23 protein-coding genes and 3 pseudogenes are annotated in these 24,500 nt (G+C 68.3%); 13 read left to right on the top strand and 13 right to left on the bottom strand.

The genetic code is table 11. From position 1 onward, the window contains the following. Positions 1-453: 453 nt before the first annotated feature. On the bottom strand, positions 454-969 hold the full coding sequence (locus IEY79_RS27715; protein ID WP_189110339.1) for a winged helix-turn-helix transcriptional regulator: 516 nt from the start codon (positions 967-969) through the stop codon (positions 454-456). Positions 970-1,081: 112 nt separating this feature from the next. Here IEY79_RS27715 and IEY79_RS27710 point away from each other — a divergent pair, with 112 nt between their 5' ends. Then, complete coding sequence (locus IEY79_RS27710; RefSeq protein ID WP_189110338.1) at positions 1,082-2,527, top strand: amidase; 1,446 nt, start codon at positions 1,082-1,084, stop codon at positions 2,525-2,527. A gap of 83 nt (positions 2,528-2,610) precedes the next feature. Here IEY79_RS27710 and IEY79_RS27705 read toward each other — a convergent pair whose 3' ends face one another. Next, positions 2,611-2,964, bottom strand: a complete 354-nt coding sequence (locus IEY79_RS27705; protein ID WP_189110337.1) for a DUF1330 domain-containing protein — start codon at positions 2,962-2,964, stop codon at positions 2,611-2,613. Positions 2,965-3,415: 451 nt separating this feature from the next. Here IEY79_RS27705 and IEY79_RS27700 point away from each other — a divergent pair, with 451 nt between their 5' ends. Then, a complete protein-coding gene (locus IEY79_RS27700; protein WP_189110336.1) occupies positions 3,416-4,609 on the top strand; it encodes an FAD-binding oxidoreductase in 1,194 nt (397 codons plus the stop codon). Positions 4,610-4,821: 212 nt separating this feature from the next. Beyond that, a complete protein-coding gene (locus IEY79_RS27695; protein WP_229701182.1) occupies positions 4,822-5,100 on the top strand; it encodes a putative quinol monooxygenase in 279 nt (92 codons plus the stop codon). Between the two features lie 63 nt (positions 5,101-5,163). On the opposite strand, the gene IEY79_RS27690 is transcribed toward IEY79_RS27695, so the two are convergent. Next, complete coding sequence (locus IEY79_RS27690) at positions 5,164-5,625, bottom strand: cupin domain-containing protein (protein ID WP_189110334.1); 462 nt, start codon at positions 5,623-5,625, stop codon at positions 5,164-5,166. Between the two features lie 782 nt (positions 5,626-6,407). Between IEY79_RS27690 and IEY79_RS37565 the strand changes: the two genes are divergently transcribed. After that, complete coding sequence (locus IEY79_RS37565; RefSeq protein WP_308426698.1) at positions 6,408-6,617, top strand: DUF6381 family protein; 210 nt, start codon at positions 6,408-6,410, stop codon at positions 6,615-6,617. Between the two features lie 113 nt (positions 6,618-6,730). Here IEY79_RS37565 and IEY79_RS27685 read toward each other — a convergent pair whose 3' ends face one another. Next, positions 6,731-7,357, bottom strand: coding sequence for a class I SAM-dependent methyltransferase (locus IEY79_RS27685; protein WP_229701180.1), 627 nt, complete (start codon positions 7,355-7,357; stop codon positions 6,731-6,733). Between the two features lie 61 nt (positions 7,358-7,418). On the opposite strand from IEY79_RS27685, the gene IEY79_RS27680 reads away from it, so the two are divergent. Next, a complete protein-coding gene (locus IEY79_RS27680; protein WP_189110332.1) occupies positions 7,419-8,081 on the top strand; it encodes a TetR/AcrR family transcriptional regulator in 663 nt (220 codons plus the stop codon). Positions 8,082-8,242: 161 nt separating this feature from the next. On the opposite strand, the gene IEY79_RS27675 is transcribed toward IEY79_RS27680, so the two are convergent. Next, a complete protein-coding gene (locus tag IEY79_RS27675; RefSeq protein WP_229701179.1) occupies positions 8,243-8,995 on the bottom strand; it encodes a hypothetical protein in 753 nt (250 codons plus the stop codon). Between the two features lie 435 nt (positions 8,996-9,430). Further along, positions 9,431-10,100: pseudogene (locus IEY79_RS27670) on the bottom strand (helix-turn-helix domain-containing protein). 51 nt (positions 10,101-10,151) lie between these two features. Here IEY79_RS27670 and IEY79_RS27665 point away from each other — a divergent pair. Further along, positions 10,152-10,469, top strand: a complete 318-nt coding sequence (locus IEY79_RS27665; protein WP_189110331.1) for an immunity 53 family protein — start codon at positions 10,152-10,154, stop codon at positions 10,467-10,469. Between the two features lie 184 nt (positions 10,470-10,653). Here IEY79_RS27665 and IEY79_RS27660 read toward each other — a convergent pair whose 3' ends face one another. Continuing rightward, positions 10,654-11,541, bottom strand: a complete 888-nt coding sequence (locus IEY79_RS27660; protein WP_189110330.1) for a septum formation family protein — start codon at positions 11,539-11,541, stop codon at positions 10,654-10,656. A 979-nt stretch (positions 11,542-12,520) separates the two neighbouring features. On the opposite strand from IEY79_RS27660, the gene IEY79_RS27655 reads away from it, so the two are divergent. Then, on the top strand, positions 12,521-12,838 hold the full coding sequence (locus tag IEY79_RS27655; RefSeq protein ID WP_229701178.1) for a hypothetical protein: 318 nt from the start codon (positions 12,521-12,523) through the stop codon (positions 12,836-12,838). Positions 12,839-12,948: 110 nt separating this feature from the next. Here the strand turns inward: IEY79_RS27655 and IEY79_RS27650 are convergent. After that, positions 12,949-13,167: pseudogene (locus tag IEY79_RS27650) on the bottom strand (IS110 family transposase); the annotation flags it as partial. Positions 13,168-13,378: 211 nt separating this feature from the next. Between IEY79_RS27650 and IEY79_RS27645 the strand changes: the two are divergent. Further along, positions 13,379-13,918 (top strand): ArsR/SmtB family transcription factor, encoded by a 540-nt coding sequence (locus tag IEY79_RS27645; RefSeq protein ID WP_189110329.1) that lies wholly within the window; start codon positions 13,379-13,381, stop codon positions 13,916-13,918. Then, positions 13,915-15,205 (top strand): annotated as a pseudogene (locus IEY79_RS27640) (MFS transporter). Before IEY79_RS27645 ends, IEY79_RS27640 begins: the two are co-directional and overlap by 4 nt. Positions 15,206-15,725: 520 nt before the next feature. Here IEY79_RS27640 and IEY79_RS27635 read toward each other — a convergent pair. Next, positions 15,726-16,130, bottom strand: coding sequence for a hypothetical protein (locus tag IEY79_RS27635; RefSeq protein ID WP_189110328.1), 405 nt, complete (start codon positions 16,128-16,130; stop codon positions 15,726-15,728). A gap of 236 nt (positions 16,131-16,366) precedes the next feature. On the opposite strand from IEY79_RS27635, the gene IEY79_RS27630 reads away from it, so the two are divergent. The 4 genes from IEY79_RS27630 to IEY79_RS27615 all read left to right on the top strand — a co-directional run bounded on the left by IEY79_RS27630 (position 16,367) and on the right by IEY79_RS27615 (position 19,495). Next, positions 16,367-17,326, top strand: a complete 960-nt coding sequence (locus IEY79_RS27630) for an ADP-ribosylglycohydrolase family protein (protein ID WP_189110327.1) — start codon at positions 16,367-16,369, stop codon at positions 17,324-17,326. A 233-nt stretch (positions 17,327-17,559) separates the two neighbouring features. Then, positions 17,560-18,285 carry a class I SAM-dependent methyltransferase gene (locus IEY79_RS27625; RefSeq protein WP_189110326.1) on the top strand — a complete coding sequence of 242 codons (726 nt, stop codon included), beginning with the start codon at positions 17,560-17,562 and terminating at the stop codon, positions 18,283-18,285. A 223-nt stretch (positions 18,286-18,508) separates the two neighbouring features. Then, positions 18,509-18,835, top strand: coding sequence for a hypothetical protein (locus IEY79_RS27620; RefSeq protein WP_229701177.1), 327 nt, complete (start codon positions 18,509-18,511; stop codon positions 18,833-18,835). A gap of 201 nt (positions 18,836-19,036) precedes the next feature. Beyond that, positions 19,037-19,495 carry an NUDIX hydrolase gene (locus tag IEY79_RS27615; protein WP_189110325.1) on the top strand — a complete coding sequence of 153 codons (459 nt, stop codon included), beginning with the start codon at positions 19,037-19,039 and terminating at the stop codon, positions 19,493-19,495. Positions 19,496-19,813: 318 nt separating this feature from the next. Here IEY79_RS27615 and IEY79_RS27610 read toward each other — a convergent pair whose 3' ends face one another. The 4 genes from IEY79_RS27610 to IEY79_RS27595 all read right to left on the bottom strand — a co-directional run bounded on the left by IEY79_RS27610 (position 19,814) and on the right by IEY79_RS27595 (position 24,114). Beyond that, positions 19,814-20,824 carry a PP2C family protein-serine/threonine phosphatase gene (locus IEY79_RS27610; RefSeq protein WP_189110324.1) on the bottom strand — a complete coding sequence of 337 codons (1,011 nt, stop codon included), beginning with the start codon at positions 20,822-20,824 and terminating at the stop codon, positions 19,814-19,816. A gap of 1,111 nt (positions 20,825-21,935) precedes the next feature. Continuing rightward, on the bottom strand, positions 21,936-22,985 hold the full coding sequence (nrfD, locus tag IEY79_RS27605) for an NrfD/PsrC family molybdoenzyme membrane anchor subunit (protein WP_189110323.1): 1,050 nt from the start codon (positions 22,983-22,985) through the stop codon (positions 21,936-21,938). Next, on the bottom strand, positions 22,982-23,956 hold the full coding sequence (locus tag IEY79_RS27600) for a 4Fe-4S dicluster domain-containing protein (RefSeq protein WP_189110322.1): 975 nt from the start codon (positions 23,954-23,956) through the stop codon (positions 22,982-22,984). The genes nrfD and IEY79_RS27600 overlap by 4 nt, the downstream gene beginning before the upstream one ends. Continuing rightward, positions 23,953-24,114, bottom strand: a complete 162-nt coding sequence (locus IEY79_RS27595; protein ID WP_189110321.1) for a hypothetical protein — start codon at positions 24,112-24,114, stop codon at positions 23,953-23,955. Before IEY79_RS27595 ends, IEY79_RS27600 begins: the two co-directional genes overlap by 4 nt. Positions 24,115-24,500: the final 386 nt, after the last annotated feature.

Here is a 24,500-nt window from a genome sequence, read left to right as displayed (position 1 = left end):
GGGCGGGGGCGTCCTGGACGACGGCTTGATATGGCATCCAATCGGGATCCCTGCGGTATGGGATCTCGACCAACGGATCGAGAGCAATGTCTGGGAGTCCGAGGACGGTCCGAGCCGGGTCGATCTCTGCGACCGAGGACACGTCGCACTGTCTCTTCCTGATCACCCTGGATGTCCAGAGCCGGAGTCACCTCGCCGGTCCGGAGGTCGACCACCTCGTCAAACCGCCTGTAGTCGTTGACCACCGCGGCGAACACACCGTCGTGGGAGGCAGGTAGACGCCGCCGGAGCGGCGGTGACCAGTTCACGTTGGGCCTTCGGGTTCCGGAACGGGTCGAACGGCGGTTCCGGGTGGGCGCCCAGATCGCGTGCTCGAATTCTGTGTCGGGCATGGCCGTCCGCATCGGCATCACGCGTAGGTCGAGGCCTGATGGTCGGGTTCGATGTCGTCGCCTAGATCGAGGAGCCGTCGTCGTCCGAGGATGCGACGTCAATCGGGAAGTTCGCCACCAGGGCCAACTCGTCCATTCCCAGAGACCTTCCGTCCCCGCTCCGGGCCTCGATCACGACCGGCTCTCCGGTGGTGCGCTCGACGAGCGTGAGCGGGCCCTTCCCCTCAGGCTGCAGATGCCTGCTTCCCCACTGCATGAGTCCGAAGACCACGGGAAGGAGGTCGCGCCCCATCGCGGTGAGGCAGTATTCGCTGCGGGTGCGCTTGCCCGCTTCCCGGTAGGGCTGTTTGGCCAAAATCCCGAGTTCGGTGAGGCGCTTCAGCCGCGACGCCACGATCGCGTCCGTGCTGTGCGTGCGGCGTACGAAGTCGTCGAAGCGCCGCGTACCGTACAGCGCCTCCCTGAGGACGAGCATGGTGGAGCGCGCACCGAGCACCTCCATCGCCATGGCGATGGAGCAGTTGTCGATCCGCCACCTGCCGCGGTCGGCGAGCGCGCCTTCGAGGCTGACCGACATCCGCCCTCCCCTGACTATCCGATCTGGTAGCTGGATGCTAGCTTCTGACTTCTACATCATCAAGTCAGCTGGGGCCAGGCCGTCGGACGCTGACGCCTGAAAGGAAGCCGTCATGAGCAATACCGACGACGACGTCTACCGCACCGCAGCCGAGCAGGCCGAACTCCTCGACCGTCGCGACGTGTCGGCGGTCGAGCTGGCCGAACAGGCGATCAACCGCATCGAGAGGCTCGACGGGGAGATCAACGCGGTCGTGGTGAGGGACTTCGATCGCGCACTCGCGGCAGCCCGCGCCGCCGACGCCGCGCGAGGCCGGGGCGAGCGCGGGCCGCTGCTCGGTATCCCGGTGACAGTGAAGGAATCCTTCAACGTCGCCGGACTGCCGACCACCTGGGGCATCCCGCCGTTCGCGGACTTCGTCCCCGCCGAGGACGCCGTCGCGGTGCATCGGCTGAAGGTGGCAGGCGCGGTGGTCCTCGGCAAGACGAACGTGCCCGTCGGTCTGGGAGACCTACAGACCTACAACCCGATCTACGGCACCACCAGCAATCCCTGGGACCCCACCCGGACGCCGGGAGGGTCGTCGGGAGGCTCCGCGGCCGCCCTTGCCGTCGGCTTCGGGACGGTCTCGATCGGCTCCGACATCGCGGGATCCCTTCGCGTGCCCGCGCACTTCACCGGCGTCTACGCGCACAAGTCCACTTTCGGGTTGCTGCCGTCACGGGGCCACGTCGCGCCGCCCAGCCTTCCGCTCGACTACAGCCGCGACCTCAGCGTGATCGGCCCGATGGCACGTGGTGCGCGGGATCTCGCCGTCGTGTTCAACGTCCTGTCCGGTGTGGACGTCGACAGCGGACACCGGCAGGTCATGAGCGACCTGGCCACCTGCAGGGTGCTGGTTCTCGACGACCACCCGCTCATCCCGACCTCGGGCGAGGTGCGTGCGGCCCTGGCCGAGCTGGCAAAGGGACTGCGTACTGACGGCGTGCGGGTGAGCCGACACAGCGATCTCCTTCCCGACCAGGTCGAGGCGGCCCGGGTGTATATGCGTCTGCTGCTCGCGTCGATCGCCTCGTCCTATCCGCCGGCGGCCTACGAGGAGGCCCGCATTCGGGCGACCGGCGTCGACCCCGGGGACACGGGACTCGCCGCCGAACGAGCACGTGGCGCCGCGCTGAGCTACCGCGCGTGGATTGAGACGGACGCGGTCCGCGCCCGTCATCGGGAGGAGTGGTCCAGGCTCTTCTCCGAGTTCGACTTCGTCCTCTGCCCGCCGTCGCCGACAACCACGTTCCCGCACGACCACAGCGCCGATCAGTGGTCGCGTACGATCTCGATCGACGGCGGAACGTACAGCTACCCCGACCAACTCGTCTGGTCCGGGATCGCGAGTGCCCCCGGCCTGCCCGCGACCATCGCGCCGATCGCGCGCTCCCGCGACGGGCTACCGATCGGCGTCCAGATCATCGGCCCCCTTCGCCAGGATCTCAGCTGCATCCGCTTTGCCGAGTTGCTTGAACAGCGCTACGGAAGCTTCGAGCCCCCGCCACTGAACTGAGCTCGCGCAGGCGGTCCTCGCGCGTGGAGAACATCCCGGCCGACTGTCGCGTTCCGCCGGAAAGGCCGATCCGGGACAGGCCGCTAGCTACGGGATGCGATCGCCGCGCGCACGTCCTGGGCGAAGCCGGCCACAGTGTAGTCGGGGCCGACGCCGTCCACCAGGATCAAGTCGCTGATGGAGTTGTCGGTCCGCAGTGGCCGGATCGCCCGGTACGCGGGGGAGTCGTACCAGTTCCGGGCGTCCTCCATGCTCGGGAACTCCATCAGCACCACCGTGCCCGGCCAGGCGCCCTCGACCACCTCCCCCTCGCCCTGCGCCAGCCATCTGCCGCCGAACGGCCTGGCGGTCTCCTCGACGTGCTCCAGGTACGTCAGACCCTGCTCGTTCGGCACGCCGCCGGGGATGCGCAGGTGGTTGATCAGGTAGGTGCTCATCTTGCCCTCCGGTCGGTCACCGCGGGTGACGCGGCGCGGGATCCAAATCCCCGTATGAAATCACTCAAAGCGTATTGATTCTCATGCTGGTGGTTGCTCTGTGTAGCATCGCGTCGCCCTCCTCCTGTGTGCATGAGAATGAGATATATCGGATATTAGGTGCATTCATCGCAGTGCTATGGGATCCCCCGAGTGTCGCGAGCCTCGGACTGCTCCCACCTGCGGAGCTGACAGGCGCGGAACGAGGAAAGTAGGTACGACATGCGTGCCGAGACTTCGGCGGCGGCAGCGGCAGTGCTGCGGGAGCTGGCGGACCGGTTCGGTCCCGGCCTGATCTCCGTACCCGACCCGCCCGCGGTCCCGGCACCCGTCATCTGGAACGGCGCGGTGAGGAACCGCCCGGCCCTCGTGCTGGCGGCCCGTACGCCGAACGAGGTGCAGGAGGCCGTGCGTGCCGCCTTCCCGTCACGGTGTGCCGCTCTCCGTGCTGGCCGGCGGCCACGACTGGGCGGGTCGGGCGATCCGCCCGGACGGGCTGGTCATCGACCTGTCCGGCATGCGGGAGGTCTCGGTGGACGCCGTCTCCGAGGTGGCCACGCTCCAGGGCGGTGCGACCGCCCACGACGTGGTGACCGCGGCACTGCCCCATGGACTGGTCGCGGTCACCGGCACCGTACGCACCGTGGACATGGCCGAGCTGACCCTCGGTGGCGGCTACGGACCGCTCAGCGGGCGCTTCGGGCTCGCGCTGGACAACCTCGTGGGTGCGGATGTGGTTCTCGCCGACGGCCGCCTCGTGCGCGCCGACGCGGAGCACGACGCCGAACTGCTGTGGGCGCTGCGCGGCGGCGGCGGCAATTTCGGCGTGGCCGTCGCTCTCGATCTGCGCCTGCACCCGGTGCGTGAGCTGCTGGCCGGGCTGGTCATCTACCCGTGGGACCAGGCGACGCAGGTGTGGCAGCGCCTCGGCCGCCTCCTTGCCGACGCGCCCGATGAGCTCACCCTGCAGAGCGGTGCGATCAACGGCCCGGAGGGGCGTCCCGTGCTCTTCCTCGCCCCCGTGTGGAGCGGCCCCGACCACGCGGCGGGCCGGCGGGCCCTGGAGGAGTTGCAGCAGTTGGGCGCCCCACTGCCCGCGCAGCTGGCGGCCGTCGACCAGGAGGGGTTGCTGGCCCTGAACGACGAGTGGGCGGCCACCACCGGCAAGCACTTCGCCATCCGCACCCGCACCCTGCCCGACCTCGGTCCGGATGCCGTCGCGATCCTCGTCGAGGCCGGCGGCGGCATGACCTCACCCTTGACCGGCCTGCTCGTGCACCACTTCCACGGCGCCGCCACTCGCGTCCCCCAGGAGGACACCGCCTTCGGTATCCGACGCCCGCACTACATGGTCGAGATCATCGCCGGCTGGGAGCCCGACGACTCCGAGGCGTCCCTGCACCGCGCCTGGGCCGACACCACCTCTGCCGCCCTGGCCCGCCACGCCCTGCCCGGCGGCTATCGCAACCTCCTCGCCCCCGACGCCCACGACCAGGTCCCGCACTCCTACGGCGGCGACGCCGCGCGCCTCCTGGCCGCTAAGCGCCGCTACGACCCGGACAACGTCTTCACCTCCATCCCGCTGCCGAACACAGGCCGCGCCTGACAAGGCCCGTCGCTCACTCGCGCCGGGAGTGCCGCGCGGTGACACGGAGAGGCCCGACATGGCGTGATCAATATGTCGAAAAGGTGGCATACCGGGCATAGTGGCTGTGTCGGATCAGGGGTCCGAACTTGCTGCGGCCCGGCGGCTATGGGCCCTGTCGCGTCCATCTCGATCGGATGAAGAGGTCAACGATGCCCGCCTATGGATTTCTCGTGGAGTTCGAAGCCAACCCGGGAAAGGAGGAGGAAGTCGCCCAGTTCCTCATCGATGCCAAGGCCCTGGTCGACGCGGAACCGGGGACGCTCACCTGGTTCTCGTTCCGTCTCGGGCCTCGCTCTTTCCGTATCTTCGACGCCTTCGAAACAGAAGATGACCGCGAGGTGCACCTGCAGGGCAGGGTGCGGCAAGGCATCGAGGCCAACGCTGAGTTGTTCAGCGTGCCGCCGTCCATTACCCCTGTGGACGTCCTCGCGGCCAAGCTCCCCGTTTAACGGCCACACCGGTGCGACCCCGACCGAGACTGGCCGGCCCACGGCGTCGAGTCCTCCACTCGGTCAGCGCGGCGGACCCATGACGACGTTGCCGTACTTGTCGGCGATCTCGGGGTTGGGCGTCACCCGGAAGCCAGGTGGGCGAGGGGTGGACTTGTCCCGGCCGGTCTCCCGGAACATCCCCTCGATACCAGCCGGCGTGTTGATCACCAGCAGGTCGGCCTTCTGGGAGGTGATGCGGTACCCGTGCGGGATTTTCTTGGGCAGGAACACCACGCCGCCTTCGGCGAGTTCGTACTCCTGGTCGTCGCACCAGACCAAGGCGGTGCCCTTGATGAGCAGGAAGACCTCGTCCTCATTGAGGTGCTTGTGGTACGGCGGAGCTTCGCCCCGGCCGACGTCGAAGCGTCCGACCATGAGTTGGCCGTTGGTGGCCCGGCCGTCCAGCAGCATCGCCAGCGTGCCGCCGTCCAGCCACTCGAGTTGTTGTTGCTGTTCGGGTTGTGCGATGTAGGCCCCCCTCATGGAGGGTTCCGTTCGCGCGCGGCCACGCACGTACTGGCGCGGCGTCAGAGATGCGGGCGCTCGTCACAAGTGTCGGTGCCAACCTACGTCCAGACGAAATGCTGCCGTTGACTTGAGCCCGCTCGCCGACCAACGGCTGCGGGAGTGGTCGTTGATCAGCGCGGTCACTCCGGACGCCGCTGGAGTGCCGTGGCCGTACGGACCTTGGCGGCCCAGCCGGCCGGGAGCAGCGCGCCCAGTGCGGCGATCACGATCCCGGACGCCCATCAAGCACGCGCACGGCGCCGAGGCGTCCGTCGTGATCGGTTACGCCGACGGCTGGCCGTCCTAGCCGACGACCCGAGCCTGGTGCTTATGGGTTTCGGGATGATCCTCGCCGCCGATGGGCCCGAGGAGGCGGTGCCAGGGGATTCCGGTCAGCAAGAGTGAGAGCCGCTGCCATTCCGGGGGGAGACATCGGACGAACGCCGCGGCGTCGGCGCGGTGCAGGGTGTACCAGAAAGTCGGGACTGGGTTCGTGCCGGGCGCGCACGTGACCCCGGGGGAGGGGGCTGAGGCCCCGGAGGAGCGCGCCGGTCGGCGCTGGACCGGTCCTCGGCTTCCAGAAAGCAGACGAGCCCACACCGGGCAAGAACCGAATGCCCAGCGCAGACGAGCGTGAGGCCGACCACCGTCAAGCGCCAGGCTCATGCAGCCGTCCAGGGAGATGGCGCTTGGCGCGGCACTGCCGGGTGGCGCACGGTCGCCGGGCCTAGTTCACTTGGAGTGACACCTCTTGGTGCATGGATCGAGGCTCGATCATGAATGAGACAGGCACACTGCGTCACCGCCTCCAAGGAATGCGTGAGGAAGCCGCCGTGACACAGGCGAGAGCCGAGCGGACCGGTGATCCTGAAGAGCGCGGGCGGCTCGAGCGGAAAGCTCGGAAGCTGGAGTTCGACTGTGAACAGGAGAGCATGATGGCCGCCGGGGACATCTACCCCCCGGAATAGCCAGGCGCGCGCCCCCACACAGGGGCGAGCCCGGCGCCTACGCCCACTCCGAGCCTTCCCGAGGCCGCTCTTTCGTCGCGGGTTCGCTGATTGCTGTCGCGGTGCGACCGAGTTCACGCCGCGGCGTCGGCGCGGTGCAGCGTGAACCAGAAAGTCGGGACTGGGTTCGTGCCCGGTGTCACGTCGGCCAGCCGCCATCCTGCGAACCTGGCGCTGAGTTCGTCGGCGGTGACCCCGGAGATCGGGTCGTCGAATGCCTCGGGCCCGTAGCCGAACATCAGCAGTTGTGCGCCGGGGGCGGCACGCTTCGTGAGGCCGGCCGCGTAGGCGTCGCGGCGGTGCGGTGGAATCCCGCAGTAGCAGCTGAGGTCGAAGAACAGGTCGTACGGGCCGGGCACGCCCACCTCGTCGAGTCGAGTGGTGTCCCCGCACAGCACGGTGACGTCCGCTCCGGCCGCGGCGGTCTTCTCCCTCGCCTGCCGGACCGCGCGGTCCACCAGGTCGACGGCCGTCACCCGCCAGCCGTGCCGGGCCAGGTACACCGCGTTGGTTCCGGTGCCGCAGCCGAGTTCGAGGGCCTGGCCTGGCATCAGCGCACCGGGTCCCTCCACCAAAGCCACCAGCTCGGGCGGTGTGATGCCGCTGTCCCACGGTGGCGTGCCATCCCGGTAGAAGTCCTCCAACTCGCGGCGCACGGCGGCCTCCTGGTCGAGCTCCACAGCCGTCCGAGTGTCCCTCATCGTCGCCTCCATGAAGTTAGAGTTTGTCTCTAGTGACTAACTCTAGAGATAGACTCCCGGCATGGATACGGTCAAGGGATCCGACGGACAGAACGCCGGGCGCCCCGACAAACGGGCCGAACGCTCGCGGCGTACTCGCGAGAAGATCGTCGCCGCGGCGCGGGAACTGTTCGTCGCGCAGGGGTACGGCGCGACAAGCCTTCAGGAGGTCGCGGATCGCGCGGGTGTTGCCGTCCAGACCGTGTACTTCGTGTTCCGAAACAAACGCGCGCTGTTCAAGGACGTCGTTGACACGTCCATCGCGGGCGACGTCGAACCGGTCGCCACGATGGAGCGCGACTGGTTCCGCGCCGCGTGCGCCGAGCCCACCGCGGCCGGGCAACTGCGCGCCCACGTACGGGGTGTACGTGACATTCTCGGCCGGGTCGCCCCGATCATGCCCTTGATCGCGGCCGCCGCAGCCACGGACCCGGAGATCGCCGCGCAGTGGCCCGCCGGCCCCGACCCTCGGTACACCGTCCAGCACGCTGCGGCGAAGGCACTGACCTCCAAGCCCGATGCCCGCCCCGACGTCGGCACCGCCCGCGCGGCCGACCTGCTGTACGGGCTGCTCAGCCCGGAGCTGTACCTGATCTTTGTCCGCGACCGGGGCTGGTCCCCAGACGCCTGGGAGGAGTGGGCCTGCGCGGCGCTGACCGCCCACCTCTGCACTGACCACGAGTAGGCCCCCGCCCCCCTCGGCGCGGGCAGGCGAAGCGAAATGACGCAACAAGTGGCAGATCCCCGGAGCGGCTGGACCCGCCGGAACCGCGAACGTTCCGCCGGCATGCGCCTCGGCGAGGAGGCCAGAGACCCCGCGCCTCGCCGACATGTTCGCCGCAGCCGTCACACTCCGGCCGAGCCTCCGGGTCGTAGCCCTTGGTGCATCAGACTTGCCGCGTACACCACGACAGAGATTCCGGCGGCGGGTACGGTCCACCAGGGGATGCCGATCCACACCGCCGGGAGCCCCACCGCGAAGCAGGTGAAGACGCTGGTGATGAGAAGCCACCTGCCGTACGGATTCCAAGTGAACGGCTCGTAGTCACGAGGTCCGGCAAGGCGTGCCACGCCGAACACGAACGCCTGAGCCGCGACAAGCGCGGCGAGCGTACCGACCGCCGCGTTCATCTGAAGCTCGTCACGGGGTGCGACGGCGCTGCTCTGTCGTACCCCGTCCTTGCTGAGCACCACGATGTCGCGGCGCCAGACGGTGGCGATGACCCGGTCGCCCGGCTCCAACATCTCAAGGAGCGGTCCTGGATCACCGAAGTCCACGACTCCGCGCCAGGATTCCTCGTCCTCCAGAGTCGCCTTGTAGGAGGACGGCTTCCCGTTCTCGACGACCGTCTTCACGACGGTGAAACGCCAACTGCTCAGGCAGTCGTTCGCTGCCTGAACCCCCGTCGCGCGAGCGGGACATGGCTCCGCCGCCCGGTAGTCACGATAGCGATCCCTGTCGGAGGGCAGCCACGCGGCGAACGCGAAGTAGCAGAGCACCGCCGGTATCAGAGACAGAAGGATCAGCAGTACGCCCACGAACCGCGCCCTACCGGGCGACCCCCGGTCGGCGCCGCCCTTGCTCGGCGGTCTGCCCATGCCGTGAGGCCACTCCCGCGCTGTTGTCATCGCCCACCCCCTCTGCCAAGCCTGCATCAGCCTCGGGCTGCAATACACAGAGGTCATCGGCAAGTTGTGGGAGGGGTCGGCTTCCGTATCCCGGCAAACCCAGAGCCACTTCAAGGTCTCCCGGTCGCCTGCTTGGCCACGGCCGACGTGTGAGGCGACTTGTCGATCCGGCGCGGCAGCGTCTCTCCTCACCCACGGTCCTGGGTGTCCGACTCGGCACGCCAATTCGCGGCTCCCCTCGAAGGGCCAGGTCGCGCGACTCTGCCACCCATATGAAACAGGGGGCGCCCTCGGGCGGCCGCCCCTCTGCCATGATCGGCCTGTAGGCCCGGATCGCCGGCCTGAGGTCGGGCGATCCGGGAGGGGGCAGTGGTGCTTTGACCAGATAGGTTCATCGGTTTGGGGTCAGGCTGCGCCGGTGAGGGGGCGTCCGCCCCAGCGGATGGCTTTCGCGCTGCGGATGCGGGCGCGTTCCTTACGTTCGGCGGCGAGGACATCGCGGTGACGGGGGTTGGCGTTGCGCCGGCGCAGGTAGCGGTGCAGCTCACGGATCTGCACGGTGTGGTTGGGGTGGTTCGAGTTGGCCAGGGCGGATTCCCAGCGGGCCGAATTCATCCAAGGTGAACACCCGGTCGGGGAAGTGCTCCAGCACGAATGCGATCCAGTCGAGTTTGGCTTCGCGTTGAGGATCGGTGAACTCCTTCCACGTCTTGTTGCGTTGGAAGGTGACGCTGCGTCGGGCGAGCAGGCAGCGCAGGGCCTCGCGGCCGATGCGGGTGACGCAGCCGTGGGCTTTTCACGGGTAGGCGGCGAGTTTGTCAGGGCTGAGCAGGCGGGGACGGTCTCCCGTCCACTGAGGGTCAAGTGCGGCCAGGCGTATCTCGTTGAAGCGGTGGATGACGTCGCGCACCGCGCCCTCGTCCGCCTGCAGGAGTTGGGCGATGACGACCGGTACGCGGTTGCCGTCGGCGGAGGCCAGCAGCATCATCGCGCGCCGGTAGCGCACCGAACTGGTGCTGCCCCGTCGCACGACCTGCTGCAGCCGCTGCCCCTCCTGATCGGTCGGTCTTCGCACGCGTACCGGCCGTCCGGCCCTCGACTCGCGGCTGACCTAGCATCTCGTGCCATGAACGAAGCCGAGAACGTCTTGGAGTGGCTGCAGGCCTGGTACTCCGCACAGTGCAACGAGGACTGGGAGCACGAGTGCGGTGTCAAGATCGAGACGCTCGACAACCCCGGCTGGTCGGTCCGCATCGACCTGGAGGACACCTCTCTGGAGGGATACGACTTCCCCCGCCAAGACCTCAAACGCAGCAGGAATGACTGGGTCATGGCCCGGACCTGCGACATGACCTTCGACGCCGCATGCGGACCAGGCAACCTCACCGAGGTACTCGTCCTCTTCCGCAGGTGGGCGATGGAGAACACCCCCAACGAACGGTAGGACGGACCCAACCCGATACCCCTTCAGCCCCGGACACCACCCCAAGCCGGTGAACCTATGCGGTCAGACCAGTAGGTCGTCGTTACAAGCACTGTCAGCAGTCGTAGGCGTAGTCAGGAGTGCTGTCGTGATGAGAGAGGCCGGGGAGCCTTGACGGACACGGTTCCGCCGGCCTGACGGGGCGTCAGTCTGCCCAGACCTCGGCTTCGTCGGCCGGGACGGTGGTGGCGAGTCCCAGTTCCTTGCGGGCGGCGACCGACTTGCTCGGGTCGATGCCCGTGAACGCCGCGTCGTAGCTGATGTAGAACGCGTCGATTCCGGCGGCGTTCGCGGCCTTCTTCCAGTCCCCCGCAGCTTTGGTCAGCGTCGTGCGGAGCTTGCCGACCTCTGTGCCCTCGATGCCGTCCAGGCCCTCGACGTGTGTGTCGAGGGCGGCCGTGACGGCCTTGGCCTGCGCCTTGTAGCCGGCGAGGTCCTCCTCGACGCTGGCCTTCTCGGGCTGGTGTGTCCACAGGGCCTCGTAGAGCGCGTTCGAACCCTTGAGGTACGTGTTCTGCTCGGGCTTGAATGACTTCGCGGTGTCCAGCGGGCCGTTGACGGTGCCCTTTTCCACGATATACGTGCAGCTCACCGCCCGGTCACCTGTCGCCCAGCTCTCCTCTGTCGGGGTGTAGTAGAAGAGGGCGACACCCTTGGGGAGCCCCCAGGTGTCCGGGGCGTACTTCTGCGCCTCGACCAGGCAGCGGTCGTCCGCGATCCTAGAGAGCCCGTCGTCACCGGGGTACTCCTCGTCCTTGTCGATGGCGAACTCGCCGACGACCTGGCCCTTGTGAGCCTCGTCGCAGGGCACGATCTCGACGGTGAAGGCCATCCCCTCGACCTTGCCGGCCGAGTTGAAGCAGTCGCTGATGTCCAGCGAGAACACCGAGCGCTGGCGGGCCACCGTCTTCGCGCCCTCCTTGGCGCTGTCGACGGCGTCGGAGACGTCCGAGCACCCCACCGCGCCGATCGCGAGGAGTGCGGCAACGGCGGATATGCCGCGAGTGGGGCGATATGGGGTACGAGTCGTCATGACGTTTACATCCTCTTATGTGATCTTTATGGGAGTCGCGCGCAGCGTATGCCATTCCTGTGGCCCGGTTGCGCGAAGGTCCTCACCTCACCACGGCATCTTTGACTCGCGACGGGCCCGGAGGGTTGTATCCGGACTGCTCGCAGGCGGGAGTTGGGAGGGCCCGGCGGAACTTCTCTGGACTCACGCGATGTTGAGGGATGGGCGGACTGCCGGTGGCTCCTGACCGTCCCACGGCAGAGGCCGAACTCCCTGTGGCGCGCGCCCGGTACGCGCGGTCGAGCACCGACGGCATCGTGCTCGCCATCGCCTGCCGCGGCACCCCGCACGGCGGGTTCAGATGCCGAGCTCCTGGAGGCCGCGAGGTCCGTCATGGGCAACACCGCCACCGACTGGGAGGACTGCGGGATGTGGGAGATGGATGGAGGACCGCCAGGGCAGGCTCAGGTTCCTGTGCCTGCAGGACGCTGAAGCGTTCGCGCGACTCACAAGACTGGAGACTTCCCGTGGGTGGGGGTCGTTCAACTCGTGTGCGCACAAGGATCGTGCAGCGCATCGTGTGGCATCGGCGCTCCGCGCGAAGGCTCACCGCAGGCATAACGCCGAGCTTCCCGCGTCGTGTCGGGGGAGCGCACGTCTGAGGCGGAGAGCGACATGGCAGGGTGAGCCCCCGCGGGGCGTCCTGGGCATGAGTTCGTCGACCCGGATGTGATCGGACAGGGCGTCGCGACCGGCGTACCCGGCCTGGAACAACTCGTGGCGTCGGCAATGGCTTCTTACGAAGAACGGCCGAGTATCTGGTGCTCTCGGGGGGTGCCCCTATGTGTCTTGGTGAAGATGGGGGCTGGTTCGGGCGTCTGAAACGATGTGCCTGTGCATGCTGATGATCAGGTTGGTGAGGGTGTTTCTGCGGAGCTCGCGGTGTTTCTGCGAAACGTTGACGACGGCCGTCCGGTGAAGGTCGTTCCTTCGGTGTGCGGTGGATGCGGCGAGCGCGTGTTCTTCGTGCTCGTTTGACGATGTCGAGGGCGGAGCCGAGCGGGTGTGCGCTGGTTGCGGCCACCGCGCGTTCATCGCGGATAGCGAGGAGTTCTGGGAGGACGCTGATCCTGGCGAGGCCGGCTGTCCGTGCGGGGGCGAGGAATTCGAGACGGCAGTCGCGTTCTCGCTCGCCGGCGACGGGTCGGTCCGCTGGGTGACCGTTGGGCTGCGGTGCCGGAAGGACGGTGCCGTGGGTGTCTATGCCGACTGGAAGATCGACTACAGCCCCACGGATCACCTCCTGACCAAGGTCTAGGTCTGCGGAGCGATCGCGAGAACAGGCCGCGGCCCGTACAAGGTTCCGTCGCGGAGCATCGCGAACAGGGCGTTGGCTCTGCGTCGGGCGAGGCAGAGCGGGGCCCGGGTGATGAACGCGTCCCTCGCATCCGTCTTCGCCTCGCCCGGGTAGAGGCCGACGATCTGCCGCATCGTCAGACTCGGCAGACAGGCGACCGGGTTGCCCATGTCCCGGGCGACCGCCAGCGGCAGAGCCCCGATCGAAACCGACCGGTCGACCACGACCAGCACCGTCCCGTGCCTGGCCTGGTGTTTCGCGAACAGCTCGCGGAGCTTGGGTTCGGTGTTGCTGGCCCCGAAGGCTGGAAGCTCCATTGTGGAACCACGAAAAGGGAAACAGGGGGCGATCGCGCAGGTCGAGGTGACGGGCCGACCGCTCGGGTCCAGCAGGGGCGCAGTCATCGTGCGGGCACGAAGGCCGCATGTGCTGGGCAGCCGATTCCAGGAAGCCCGAACAAACCCCTTGCCCAATGGTCAAGAAGTGTTGACCATTGGGGCTATGCCTACCGACGATCTCCCCGAGACACTCCACGTCACCACTGACGAGCAACTGCGCGCCGTTTCCAATCTCACGCGTCACCGGATCATGGCCGTGCTCCGCTTCGAGCCCACGACGATCACGCAGGTCGCCGAACGACTGGGCCTCGCGAAGGGGAGTTCCAGCTACCACGTACGGATGCTGGAACGGGCCGGCCTGGTGAAGGTGGTGCGAACTCGGAAGGTCCGAGGGGTCACTGAGCGGTACTACGCCATGGCCGCGCGGGCGATCGTGCTGCCGGATCCGGGCGAGGGAGGCCCGGATGTGCTGATGCGGCACACGGTGGCGGACCTGGAGGCAGCTCCGGTGGATGGCGAGCGGCACGTGCGGATGGCGCATCTGCGGCTCACCGATGAGCAGTTCACGGAGTTGGGGGCGCGGCTTGAGGCGCTGGCGGACGAGTACCGGGAACTGTCCGATCCGTCGTTGCCGGACGCGTCCCTCGTCTTCGCTCTGTTCCACCCGGCATCGGGGGAGCAGGCCGAGGCGGACGCCAAGTGACCTCAGACGTCCGGAAGTTGCCGACCGGGTTCGGGCGTCTGTGGACTGCGCAGACGGTGTCTTCGCTCGGTGACGGGGTGTCGCATGCCGCACTGCCGCTGCTCGCATTGACGTTGACGCGGGATCCGATGGCGCTCGCCGTCGTCACGGCCGCCGGAACGCTGCCGTGGCTGCTCTTCGGGGTGCTCGGCGGTGCGCTGGTGGACCGCTGGGACCGTCGGCGCACGATGTGGGCCACGGACGCGGCGCGTGCGGTGCTGCTCGCGATACCCGCGGCAGCGGCCGCGCTCGACGTGCTGAGCATCCCCCTGCTCGCGGCCGTCGCCTTCCTCCTCGGCCTCGGGGGACTCTTCTTCGACACGGCCGCCACGGCCTATCTACCCGATCTGCTCGGCCGCGACCCCGCGCTCCTGGAGCGCGCCAACTCCCGTCTGCGCGGAGCCCAGACCGCCGCGTCGGGCTTCGCCGGGCCGCCTGCGGGCAGTGCCCTGCTCGCGCTCGGGCGGGCGGTTCCGCTGCTCGCCGACGCCGTCTCGTTCGCTCTCTCCGCACTGCTCGTACGGTCGCTGCCGGCCGCACCCCGGCCCGTACCGCAAGGCCCGTGAGTCGCTGCTGCGGCAGGCGCGGGCCGGCGCCTCGTACGTATTCCGGGATCAGGTGCTGCTCGGGCTCGCGCTGCGTCCGGCAGTCGGGAACATCGCCTTCCTCGCCGTGGAGACCGTACTCGCCCTCTTCGCGCACGATCGTCTCGGCATCGACACCTTCGGCTTCGGCCTGCTCCTCACGGCGGAGGCCACCGGCGGTCTGGTAGGCGCGGGCATCGCCTCCTTCCTCGGCCGACGACTCGGCACCGGCACCGCGCTTACCTGCACGGCCGCCGTCGAGGGATTCGCCATCCTGGGCCTTGCCGCCGCTCCGAATCCGTACGTCGCCGGTCTCGCGCTCGCTGTCTGCGGAGCTGGCATGGGCGCCACGATGGTGCTCGGCCCCTCCCTCCGACAGGCGATCGTCCCCGCCCACCTGATGGGCCGGGTCGCCTCAACCTCCCGGATGCTCGCCATGTGCGCCGCCCCGTTCGGCGCCTTCCTCGGCGGCTGGCTGGCCACCGCCTACGACGTACGCACCCCGCTCTACGCCGCCGCCGGCCTCCTCCTCACCATGACCACCGTCACCGCGACCATGACCAGCAACCGCCGGGTTGAGGCGGCGCTGCGCGCCGCCGTCCCGGCCGATGATCCGGATCACCCGAAATCCCGGGACCCCGTCCAGGAAGGTGTCATTCAGTAGCCGTTCTGATCCCCGATTCGGAGCAGCCTCGGGCCCTGCCCCGGCGCGGTGTTCAAGGCCAACGGGCGGGCCGGGGAGTCGCCTTTGCCTGGCACTCAAGACTTGCCGAAGTCCTCAACGGCGCGAAGTGAGGCTTCCGCTATTCGACTCAAGGGGCAACAACTATGCGCATCCGAAGGGCACTTGCCGTCGCCACCCCCACTGCCGCACTCGGCACCGGACTCACCACTGCCACGGCCTGAGCCCACATCAGGGATGCCGTGGACGACAGTTACCGGGGTGCAGCACCTGACTACTGCGCTTCGGCTCATCACGTCGGTACAGCTCCCGCCGTAATCGCAGCTAGCTGAGAAGACGCCATATCGACACACCATCCCGGAGCCGAAGGGCCAGCGAGCGAACTGCCAACGCCGTAGCGGCCAGGGCGGTAGACACGGAACCGTCACCGCAGCAACCATCCACCTACGGCTCCGCTCCTGATCCGGAGGACAGAATGGCACCCTGATCGGGAGCGGAACGCTCAGCGCGCGTCGAATGCCGCCTGCAGCGCGTCCTCTGTGGGAGCTATGACAACCGCGTTTCCCTGAAGCTCCGCAGGCAGGTGACGACGCTCCCTCTCGTGGAAGATCAGTGCCCCACCCTCCTGAGGGACGATCGAGGCTCCGAGTTCTGCCGCCAGTCGGCCGAGCACACCGAGCATCGCGCCACGGGCGAAGTGCGTCGCCGTCACGCACGGCATCCCGCTTTCGCCATGGGACTCGTGATACAGGTCCGCTTCGCCCCCGTCCTTCGCGCGGAGCCGGGAGAAGCCCTCTCCCGGACCACCCGCCACGACGTACGGCTCCGTCACACGCCGGAACCGTCCGGCGTCCAACGCGACAACCCCGCTGTCTACAAACCGAAGCAGGAAGATGCTGTAACTCACGGGCACACTCTGCCATCGTCATGATCCACCGGACAGGCCCCAGGTCTCACCGACGAACAGATGCGCCGACTGTGGCAGTTCGGCTCTCATCCGCGTGAAGGGCTCAACTGAATTGCCGGGTCGCTACCCCGGATGTCTCAGGCGGCACTGAGCCGCGACACGTTCGCCCCGACGATTCGGGAGCCGAGGAGCAATAGGGCCCGCGGCCCTCTGCGCACCACAGATAATCTGTGCGAATGAAGCGTTATCAGCGGGCCGCCGGCGCGATCGCCGGCTCAGCGGTGGGTGACGCGCTGGGTGGCCCCTTCGAGTTCGGTCCCCCTGGAGCGTTCTCCGCGCGGTTTCCCTCGTCCGGTGCCGGTGCCGGTGCCGGTGCCGGTGCCGGTGCCGTTGACGAGATGTGCGGAGGTGGTGGCTGGGACCCCGGCGAGGCGACCGACGACACGCAGATGGCCATCCTGGTCGCGGAGTCGCTGCTGGAGCGGGGCGGACTGGATCTGCCGGACATCTTCTCCCGCTTCCAGCGCTGGGCAGCATCAGACCCCAAGGACATCGGCCTGCAGACCGAAGACGTCCTGACCAACGGCATGCCCTGGGATCTTGCCGCCGCGATCCATTTTCAGGTCAACCAACGAGCAGCGGGAAACGGCTCGTTGATGCGGGCATCGACCTCCGCCGTCCACTTCGCGTCCGCCGGCCAAGAAGCCACCATGGACGCGGCCCGCCGCATCGCCGCGCTCACCCACGGTGACCGCACGGCCTGGGAAGGCACCGCGCTCTTCCACGAACTCATCCGTGTCGCGTTGGAGGACACCGACCCCCTCACCGCGCTACCGGACATCCTGGCTCATGTCCATCCCGACCATCGCGGCCGCTACGCCACGGTCCTCTCGCCTGACTGGCACCCCGATCAGGCAACCGAGTTCAACGGTGCCGTCTGGCCGTGCCTGGGCTCCGCCGTCTGGGCCCTGCGCACCACCGCAAGCTTCGAAGACGCGATACGCGCGGCCATCGACCTCGGCGGTGACACGGACACCGTCGCCGCGGTGACCGGAGGCCTGGCGGGGGCGTACTACGGGCTGGATGCAATCCCCGCCCGCTGGACCCAGCCGCTCCACGTCCCGCTCCCGGGCTTCGACGGACGGGTGCTGCACCTGGGAGATCTGCTCCACCTTGCGCACCGCCTCGGAGGATGAACCTGGTGCTGTCCCGTGATGGTGCTCTCCATCAACTCCAGCCCTCAGCCGCAGTTGCCTGACCAGGGATCCGTGCACCATTCCGGACCCCAAGCGCGGGCGCCTTCTCTACGCCTTCCACGCGGACTGCCTCCCCGCGAGACGCCTGTGGCGCCTTGCCCGTGAACACCAGTCGGTCGAGTCCGGTGGAACTCAGTAGCTCTTCGGGGCCAGCTCTGCATACGTTCGGCCGCATGGCTGACGACTGCTTCGGACATCCGCGCCTCGCCGCGATCTACGATCCGCTCGACCCAGACCGCAGCGATCTCGATGCCTACCTCCGCATTGCGGAAGAGTTCGGGGCACACCAAGTTCTGGACATCGGCTGCGGCACAGGGGTGTTCGCACTTCTCCTGGCCGGCCGCGGGATCGAGGTCGTCGGCATCGATCCCGCCCAGGCATCCATCGACGTCGCCCGGGCCAAACCGAGCAGTGAGCGAGTGCGCTGGATCTGCGGTGACGTGACAGCCCTCCCGCCGCTGCGGGTGGGTCTCGCGACGATGACAGCGAACGTCGCCCAGGCCATTGTTGATCCGGACGCCTGGCAGGAGACACTGCAGGGGGCCCACGAAGCACTACGCCCCGGTGGGCACCTGGTCTTCGAGACCCGCGATCCGGCCAGTCGCGCCTGGGAAGAGTGGACCCGCGAGAACTCCCACCGCGTGACGGAGATCCCGGGCGTCGGCTCCGTGGAGAGCTGGGTCCAGCTGACCGAGGTGAACTGGCCCCTGGTGACCTTCCGCTGGACCTACGTCTTCGCAGCGGACGGACAGGTGCTGACCTCGGATTCGACGCTGCGCTTCCGAGGGCGCGAAGAGGTCGAGACGGACCTGGTCGCACATGGCTACATGGTCCAAGACGTGCGCGCCGCGCCTGACCGGCCGGGCAGAGAGTTCGTCTTCCTCGCACGCCGCCCCTGATCCCAACCATCCACGTGGATGGGGGCGTCGGCCGGGCGGTGGGGCAGCCAGAGCGGAAAAGCAGGTGCCGGCGCTGGGGCACGCAGCCAGGGTCTCCGTATGTCGACCGACGTGAGTGGGATGATCGAATGTCGTCCGGGAGCCCGTCTGGGGGGTTCCGACGACGAGGACGCCGTGTGGCAGACCGCCCTCGACCTGTTCCTGCTGAACAGGGGCAACGCCTATGACGGCCTCGCCTCTCTCTTCGGACCGGAACTCTTTCGGCTTCCGTCCCCTGGCGGAGGGCCGCGGCTTCCCGGACAACGCGTCGGATGGATTGCGTGGCGATTTCGCCGCGTTCGGCGGTCCTGGGGATGTCTACGGGACCACCTGGCTGACCTGGGCCGAGCTGGCCGCCGTCGACTGGGCGGAGACAGACGCCTCCGGCACGCCAAGCCGTGCCTCGGCCGCAGGGGTCGACAGCGACTGGGGCCGGGTCTGGAGCGTCATGGGCATCCTCAGCGAAGTCCACGGAGCGGAGAACGTACACCTCGTCGTCTGGTTCCACTGACTCAACACCACGACTGAGCCGCTCTACTTGGCCAGACGGGCCAAGTAGAGCGGCCGGCCACGTGCGGGCCACCCGACGGCACCAGCACCAGCATCGGCCCTCGTCGGCGCGAACGCGACGGCCGGTCACCGAAGCAGTCGGAACCTGGAGCCGATTCGCCCCCGGCGACCATGAAAGGCGCAGATGACTGACAATGCCTGGATGACCCGACCCAGAATCCGTGTCGCCGCGTACGTGATCCGGGACCGCGCTGTCCCCGAAGTTCTGGTGTTCGACCACATCGGTATGCCCGAGGCCGGTACTCAAGTCCCCGCGGGTGGAGTCGGATCGGGCGAGCAACTGGAAGAAGCAGTCCTTCGAGAGGTCGCCGAGGAGACCGGTCTGCTGACCGCCACGGTCGTCCGACAGATCGCCGTGGAGGACAAGCCTCATCCCGAGACAGGTCAGCCACGACGGACCACGTTCTTCTTCCTTCGGGCATCAGTGGAAACCCCGGATGCGTGGGACCACCGCGTCACCGGCGGCGGAGAAGACGTCGGACTCACCTTCGCCTGCCGGTTCCTCCCTCTTCCCCTGAAGAAACCGCTGGCCGACGACCAAGACGTATGGCTCGGCCACCTCGATCCGCGCTGGGCCACCGTGACCGGCCACAGTCAGTAATCAGAATCCGGCCCCATCCGCTAAATACGCGATGCCTCAACGTGCGGGCACCCTGAGCGCCCGCACTTGGCCACCCGCCAACTGAGCCGCTGAGAGCTCCAAGCCGGAGCTGCGAGGCAGGCAAGCTGGGGTTTGAGTCCATCGGGCCGGCGCGTACCTACGACCCAGTCCTCTACGTCGGGCAGGCCCCGAGACCGCGCCATCCCACTTGATGACGCTGCGCGGCTTGATTACTACCGGTCGCTTACCCGCTAAGTACTAACCAGCGTGTCGGTGGGCTGTGACGATGCCGGGGCGCTTCAGCGCAGCGCGGATGTGTCAGGCCGGGGTGTCCCGGAGTTCTGGGAGGCGTTCGATCGCGACCAGGGCGACGTCGTCTTCCAGCGTCCCCCTGGCGTAGTCGAGAAGGTCTGTTGTCAGGCGCTGGAGCAGTTCGTCGGCGTCGCTCCAGCGCAGGGCGGCGAACCGGTCGAAGGCGGGGTAGAAGACACCGTTGGGACCGCGGGCCTCCAGCAGGCCGTCGGTGTGCAGGAGGAGAGCGTCCCCGGCCGCCAGATTGAAGGTGTCGAGCCGGTAGTCCTTCGCGGTGCCGCCCAGGCCCAGTGGTGGTGCGGGTCGCGGCGAGCGCAGGAGCTCTGTGTGGCCTTGTTGTGATCGCCGCATGGGTGGTGGGTGACCACAGCTGATGAGATGTACTTCGTGGCTGTCGTCGGGGATCTCCAGGACCAGGGCGGTGATGAAGCGTTCGTCGCTGTCGCTTTCCGGCGTGCGAATCTCCTCGAAGTGTCGGCGGACGCTCTGCTCAAGCGTGGCGACGAGGTCCGGCAGAGTCGTCTCCCGGTGCGCGGCCTCCCGGAATGCGCTCAGGACCGCAGCCGCGTCGTCAACCGCCGGCAGGCCGTGCCCCCGGACGTCGCCGATAATCAGACGGACCGAGTGGGGAGTGCGCGTAGCGGCGTACAGGTCGCCGCCGATCTGCGCTTGTGCCGCCGCGGAGTGGTAGACGGAGGCGATTCGGAGTTCCCCGATGCGGCGGGGGAGGGGCCGCAACACAGCGTGCTGCGCGGCTTCGGATACTGATCTCACCTGACTGAGAGCCTTGGAATCCAGATCTCGCAAGTGCCAGACCAAGAGGACAAGGCCTCCCACCACGAGGATGTCGACGACGTGGATGGGGAGGGTCGCTGTGTGCAGCAGTCCGTCGCGTATGTCCAGACCTACCGCGGCGACGCATGCGACTGCCGTGATCAGGGCGGTTGTCCGGGGGGTGGTGAGTCCGGCGGTCAGCGCGGGGACGGCGACCAGCAGCGATGCCGTGTGGATCTCCATGGGAACGATGAACCCGACCGCCGTCACGATGCACAGCACGGTGAGAGGCAGCAGGACTGGCGCTCGTGGAAGCAGCCGCGTAACAGCCGACACTCTTACCAGCTCAGCCGGCCGTGTGCGGTCCCGCCCCGGCGGGGGCTCCTGGGGGAAAACAGTTGACTCGCCAAGGCGACACCTCAATTCGCCGCTGACCGGAAACAGGAAAGCCAGTGACCATGTGCGGTGTGTGGCGGGCCCTGCCCGTCGGCACCGCAGTGCGGGAACGTCGTCCGACCTCCGCTTCCTTTCCTCCTGAAAGCGTACAAGCAGTCCGCTTCTAGGGCAGTCGCAGCAAGGGGCGTCCAGCGCCGGTGACCGTCTGTCCCCGGCCGGAGGGGCGGGGCAGAGAGTGGCGTCCGAGGCCGGTCCCGTCGGGGGGCGGGCCAGCGTGGTTGTTGATCAGTTGATTATCGGCGGCTACAGGCTGGCTCTCAGACGCTCAACGAGTTGGCTGGCAGCTTCCTCACCGCCCCGCGGAGCCTCCGGCCACTCGTCAACGCGTGTCCACCAATATTGCCGGGGAGTGCCGGGGTAGCGCGGCAGGAGGTGAACATGCAGGTGCGACACCTGATCTCCGATGACAGCCGCGTAGACGTGTTCAGCACCGGCGACGTCTCGAAGGGCCCGGGCGGCCGCGGAATTCCAACGCCCCACGTGCCCGGCCTCCTCACAGTGAGATCCGCAAGCCCGGCTGCGTGCCGACGCGGTTCCACCAGCAGGTGTCCCAGGTAGACCTCATCCGACTGTCCAGGAGCCCGCGGGGACATGTGCGAGATCACCACGAGGTCGTTCTCGTGGACCGGTCCTCCAGGCATCAGTGTGGAATCCCTGTGCTTCTGGCAGACGAAGCAGTCGCCCGCCGGTTGATCCTCACCCGTCATGGCCGCAATGGTGGCCGACCTTGCCGCTTCCGCCTACTCGAACAGCCAGACGTATCGACGACGCGCGCGCCGGCCAAGGCCCGGAAACACGCACTCATCCGTCGTTCCTGAAGCGCCGTCTGTACAGCGTCGTGAATCGGCGTGCCGTCGTGCGTCTCGTCCGTGGCCTCACCGGTCGGCCCCGGACGGGCTCAGGCCGGACGCCGGTCGTCCCGCGGTGTCTGGTCAACGGCCGCGGAACGTTGCAGCACCTCGCGCTGTGGCCCCACCGTGTAGACGGGGTCCTTCGCCGAGGCGATCCCCGCGGCGAAGACGCCGAAGCGGGTGCACGCCGAGCCCGCGAGCAGCATCGCACCCGAACCGACAGCCGCGGCACGGCTCCGGTGTCCGAGGAATGCGGCGCAGGCCGCTCCACCGACCGTGAGTACCCGCGCTGTTGTCAGCAAGGTGCCCGCGCGCCCGGTGCGGTAGGTCTCCGCGACCATTCCGAGACCCCGCTCGGCCATCGTCATCGACACGACCTCGCCGACGGCGGCGAGGCCCGCCGCCCATCGCGCAGGTGTGTTCTCGCGGGTCGGTGCCACGGCGAGGGCCATACCGGACGCGGCCGCTGTCGCGGACGCGGCGAACACGTACGGTAGCTGGCGGTACACCCCGTGCCAGGCGGGCACGGCGGTGTCGGCCGCCAGCACGGCCGTGTAAGTGGCGACGCCGGTCCCGAGGAACGCGGCGCCGACCGTGGCGGCCGCGCCCGCCAGCGGCAGGCGGCCCGTGACGGCGCTCGCCGCGGCCGCGCCCGCGAAGGCGCCGTACCCCGTGAGGAGCCAGGAGCCGACGCTCATGGGAGAGGTCGGTTTGAACACCCTCAGCATGTGGTGGAAGCGCGCGGGCCGACCGAGGTCGTTGACGAGAGCGGCGGCTGACACGGACAGGGCGCCGATCGAGGAGAGTTTCATGGCCTTCGCGGTTGTGGTGCGGCCGGTCACGTGGGCGCCCGCCGCCAGGACCGAGCCGGCGCCGGCCAGACCTCCGAAGAAGAAGTACCCGGCGATGTCGCGGGCCGACCAGGGCGGAGTCTTGATGATCGGGCGCCCGTAATACGAGTCGAATTCCGCGCGGGGAACCATGGGTTCCTCGCCCTTTCGGCGCCGGCGGCCCCTCTGCTGGAAGGCTCCGGGAGCGGCGTCGCGGCCGGGGCGTGCCCCGCGGACTCCGTCCCGGGTGACATCGGAACCGGTCATCGGCGGGACTTCCTTCCGGTCAGCGCCGATGCGGCGAACGAGCACGCCACGCCTCCGGCGATTGTCAGTGCGGCGAACGCGGCGTGCTTCCACATCTCGGGCAGGTCGCGGGTGGTGACGACGGGGTTGGGCGGCAGCCCGTACACCTCGGGCTCGTCGAGCAGCAGGAAGAAGGCTCCGTCGCCGCCCACACCGTCCTCGGGGTCGGCCCCGTACAGCCGTGCGTCGGTGACGCCGGCCTCGTGCAGCTGGTCGACGCGCAGGGCCGCGCGTTCCCTCAGCTCGTCGAGAGGGCCGAATTGGATGGAATCAGTGGGGCAGGCCTTGGCGCACGCAGGCTCCTGCCCCGCGCCGAGGCGGTCGTAGCACATGGTGCACTTGAACACCCGTCCGTCGTTGGGGCGCTGTTCGATCACGCCGTAGGGGCAGGCAGGCACGCAGTAGCCGCAGCCGTTGCAGATGTCCTCCTGGACGACGACCGTGCCGAACTCGGTGCGGAAGAGCGAGCCGGTGGGGCAGACGTCCAGACAGGCGGCGTGGGTGCAGTGCTTACAGACGTCTGAGGACATCAGCCAGCGCACACCTCCACCGGCGTCACCCCGCGCCTCGCCGGGGATGGACGGTGCGGTGTCCGTGCCCGTGGCCGGCGCCCCCGCGGCGAACAGGGGCAGTTCGGTACGGCCGTCGGGCACGGGCACCGGGACCTGCTGTTCGACGAAGGCCACGTGGCGCCAGGAGGAGGCGCCGAGCGCCACAGTGTTGTCGTAGCTCATCCCGGCCAGCGCGATGCCGTCCTCGGGGATCGCGTTCCACTCCTTGCAGGCCACCTCGCACGCCTTGCAGCCGATGCACACGGAGGTATCGGTGAAGAACCCGACGCGGGGAGGCGCGTCGTCGTGGCCCGCGTCCCGCGCGGGATCCGGTTCGACGCCGCTGAGAAGGTGGCCCGACGGGCCGGTCGTACGGGTCACTTGACGGTCTCCGTTCCGGTGTCATCGGTGCTGCGGGCCCGGACCCGGTGCTCCTCCGCCAGCGTCGGCAGGTCGGCTCCTCGCGGCATGCGGCCCGTGACGAGGTCCGTGGTCAGGGCTCTGTCCTCCTGGATGCGCACGTCGGGGTCGAGCGACATCGTTACGGGTTCGTTCGCGGTGCCCCCGACTCGACGAGCCGACGGTGGACGGACCGGCTCCCGGCCGGCTCGCGGACACCATTCAGCAACTCAAGTACCTGATTGCCCCGCTTCGACAAGACTCGCCCGAAGGTCCCCCCACCGCAACGCCGAACCACTGTGTGAGGCGGGGCCATTGAGGTGACGCTCCTGAGAGGAAGGGCCGGTGTGGTGGCACTGTGGTCCATATGGCCGCTCTATGAGTGACCAATCCAGGAACCCTTGGAGAGGTAAGCGAGGAAGGCCGATAGCGGTGTTCTGGTGGGAATTCCAAAATCTGTGAATTGCGCTGCCCGGCGTCGCGTGCTTCGATCAAAAAAGAGCTGTGATCCGTAAAATTCGATGCG

The sequence above is a fragment of the Streptomyces camponoticapitis genome (assembly GCF_014646115.1).
Lineage (GTDB): Bacteria > Actinomycetota > Actinomycetes > Streptomycetales > Streptomycetaceae > Streptomyces > Streptomyces camponoticapitis.
The sequence above is the reverse complement of the archived record's forward strand: the minus strand, read 5'-3'. Positions and strand labels throughout refer to the sequence as shown.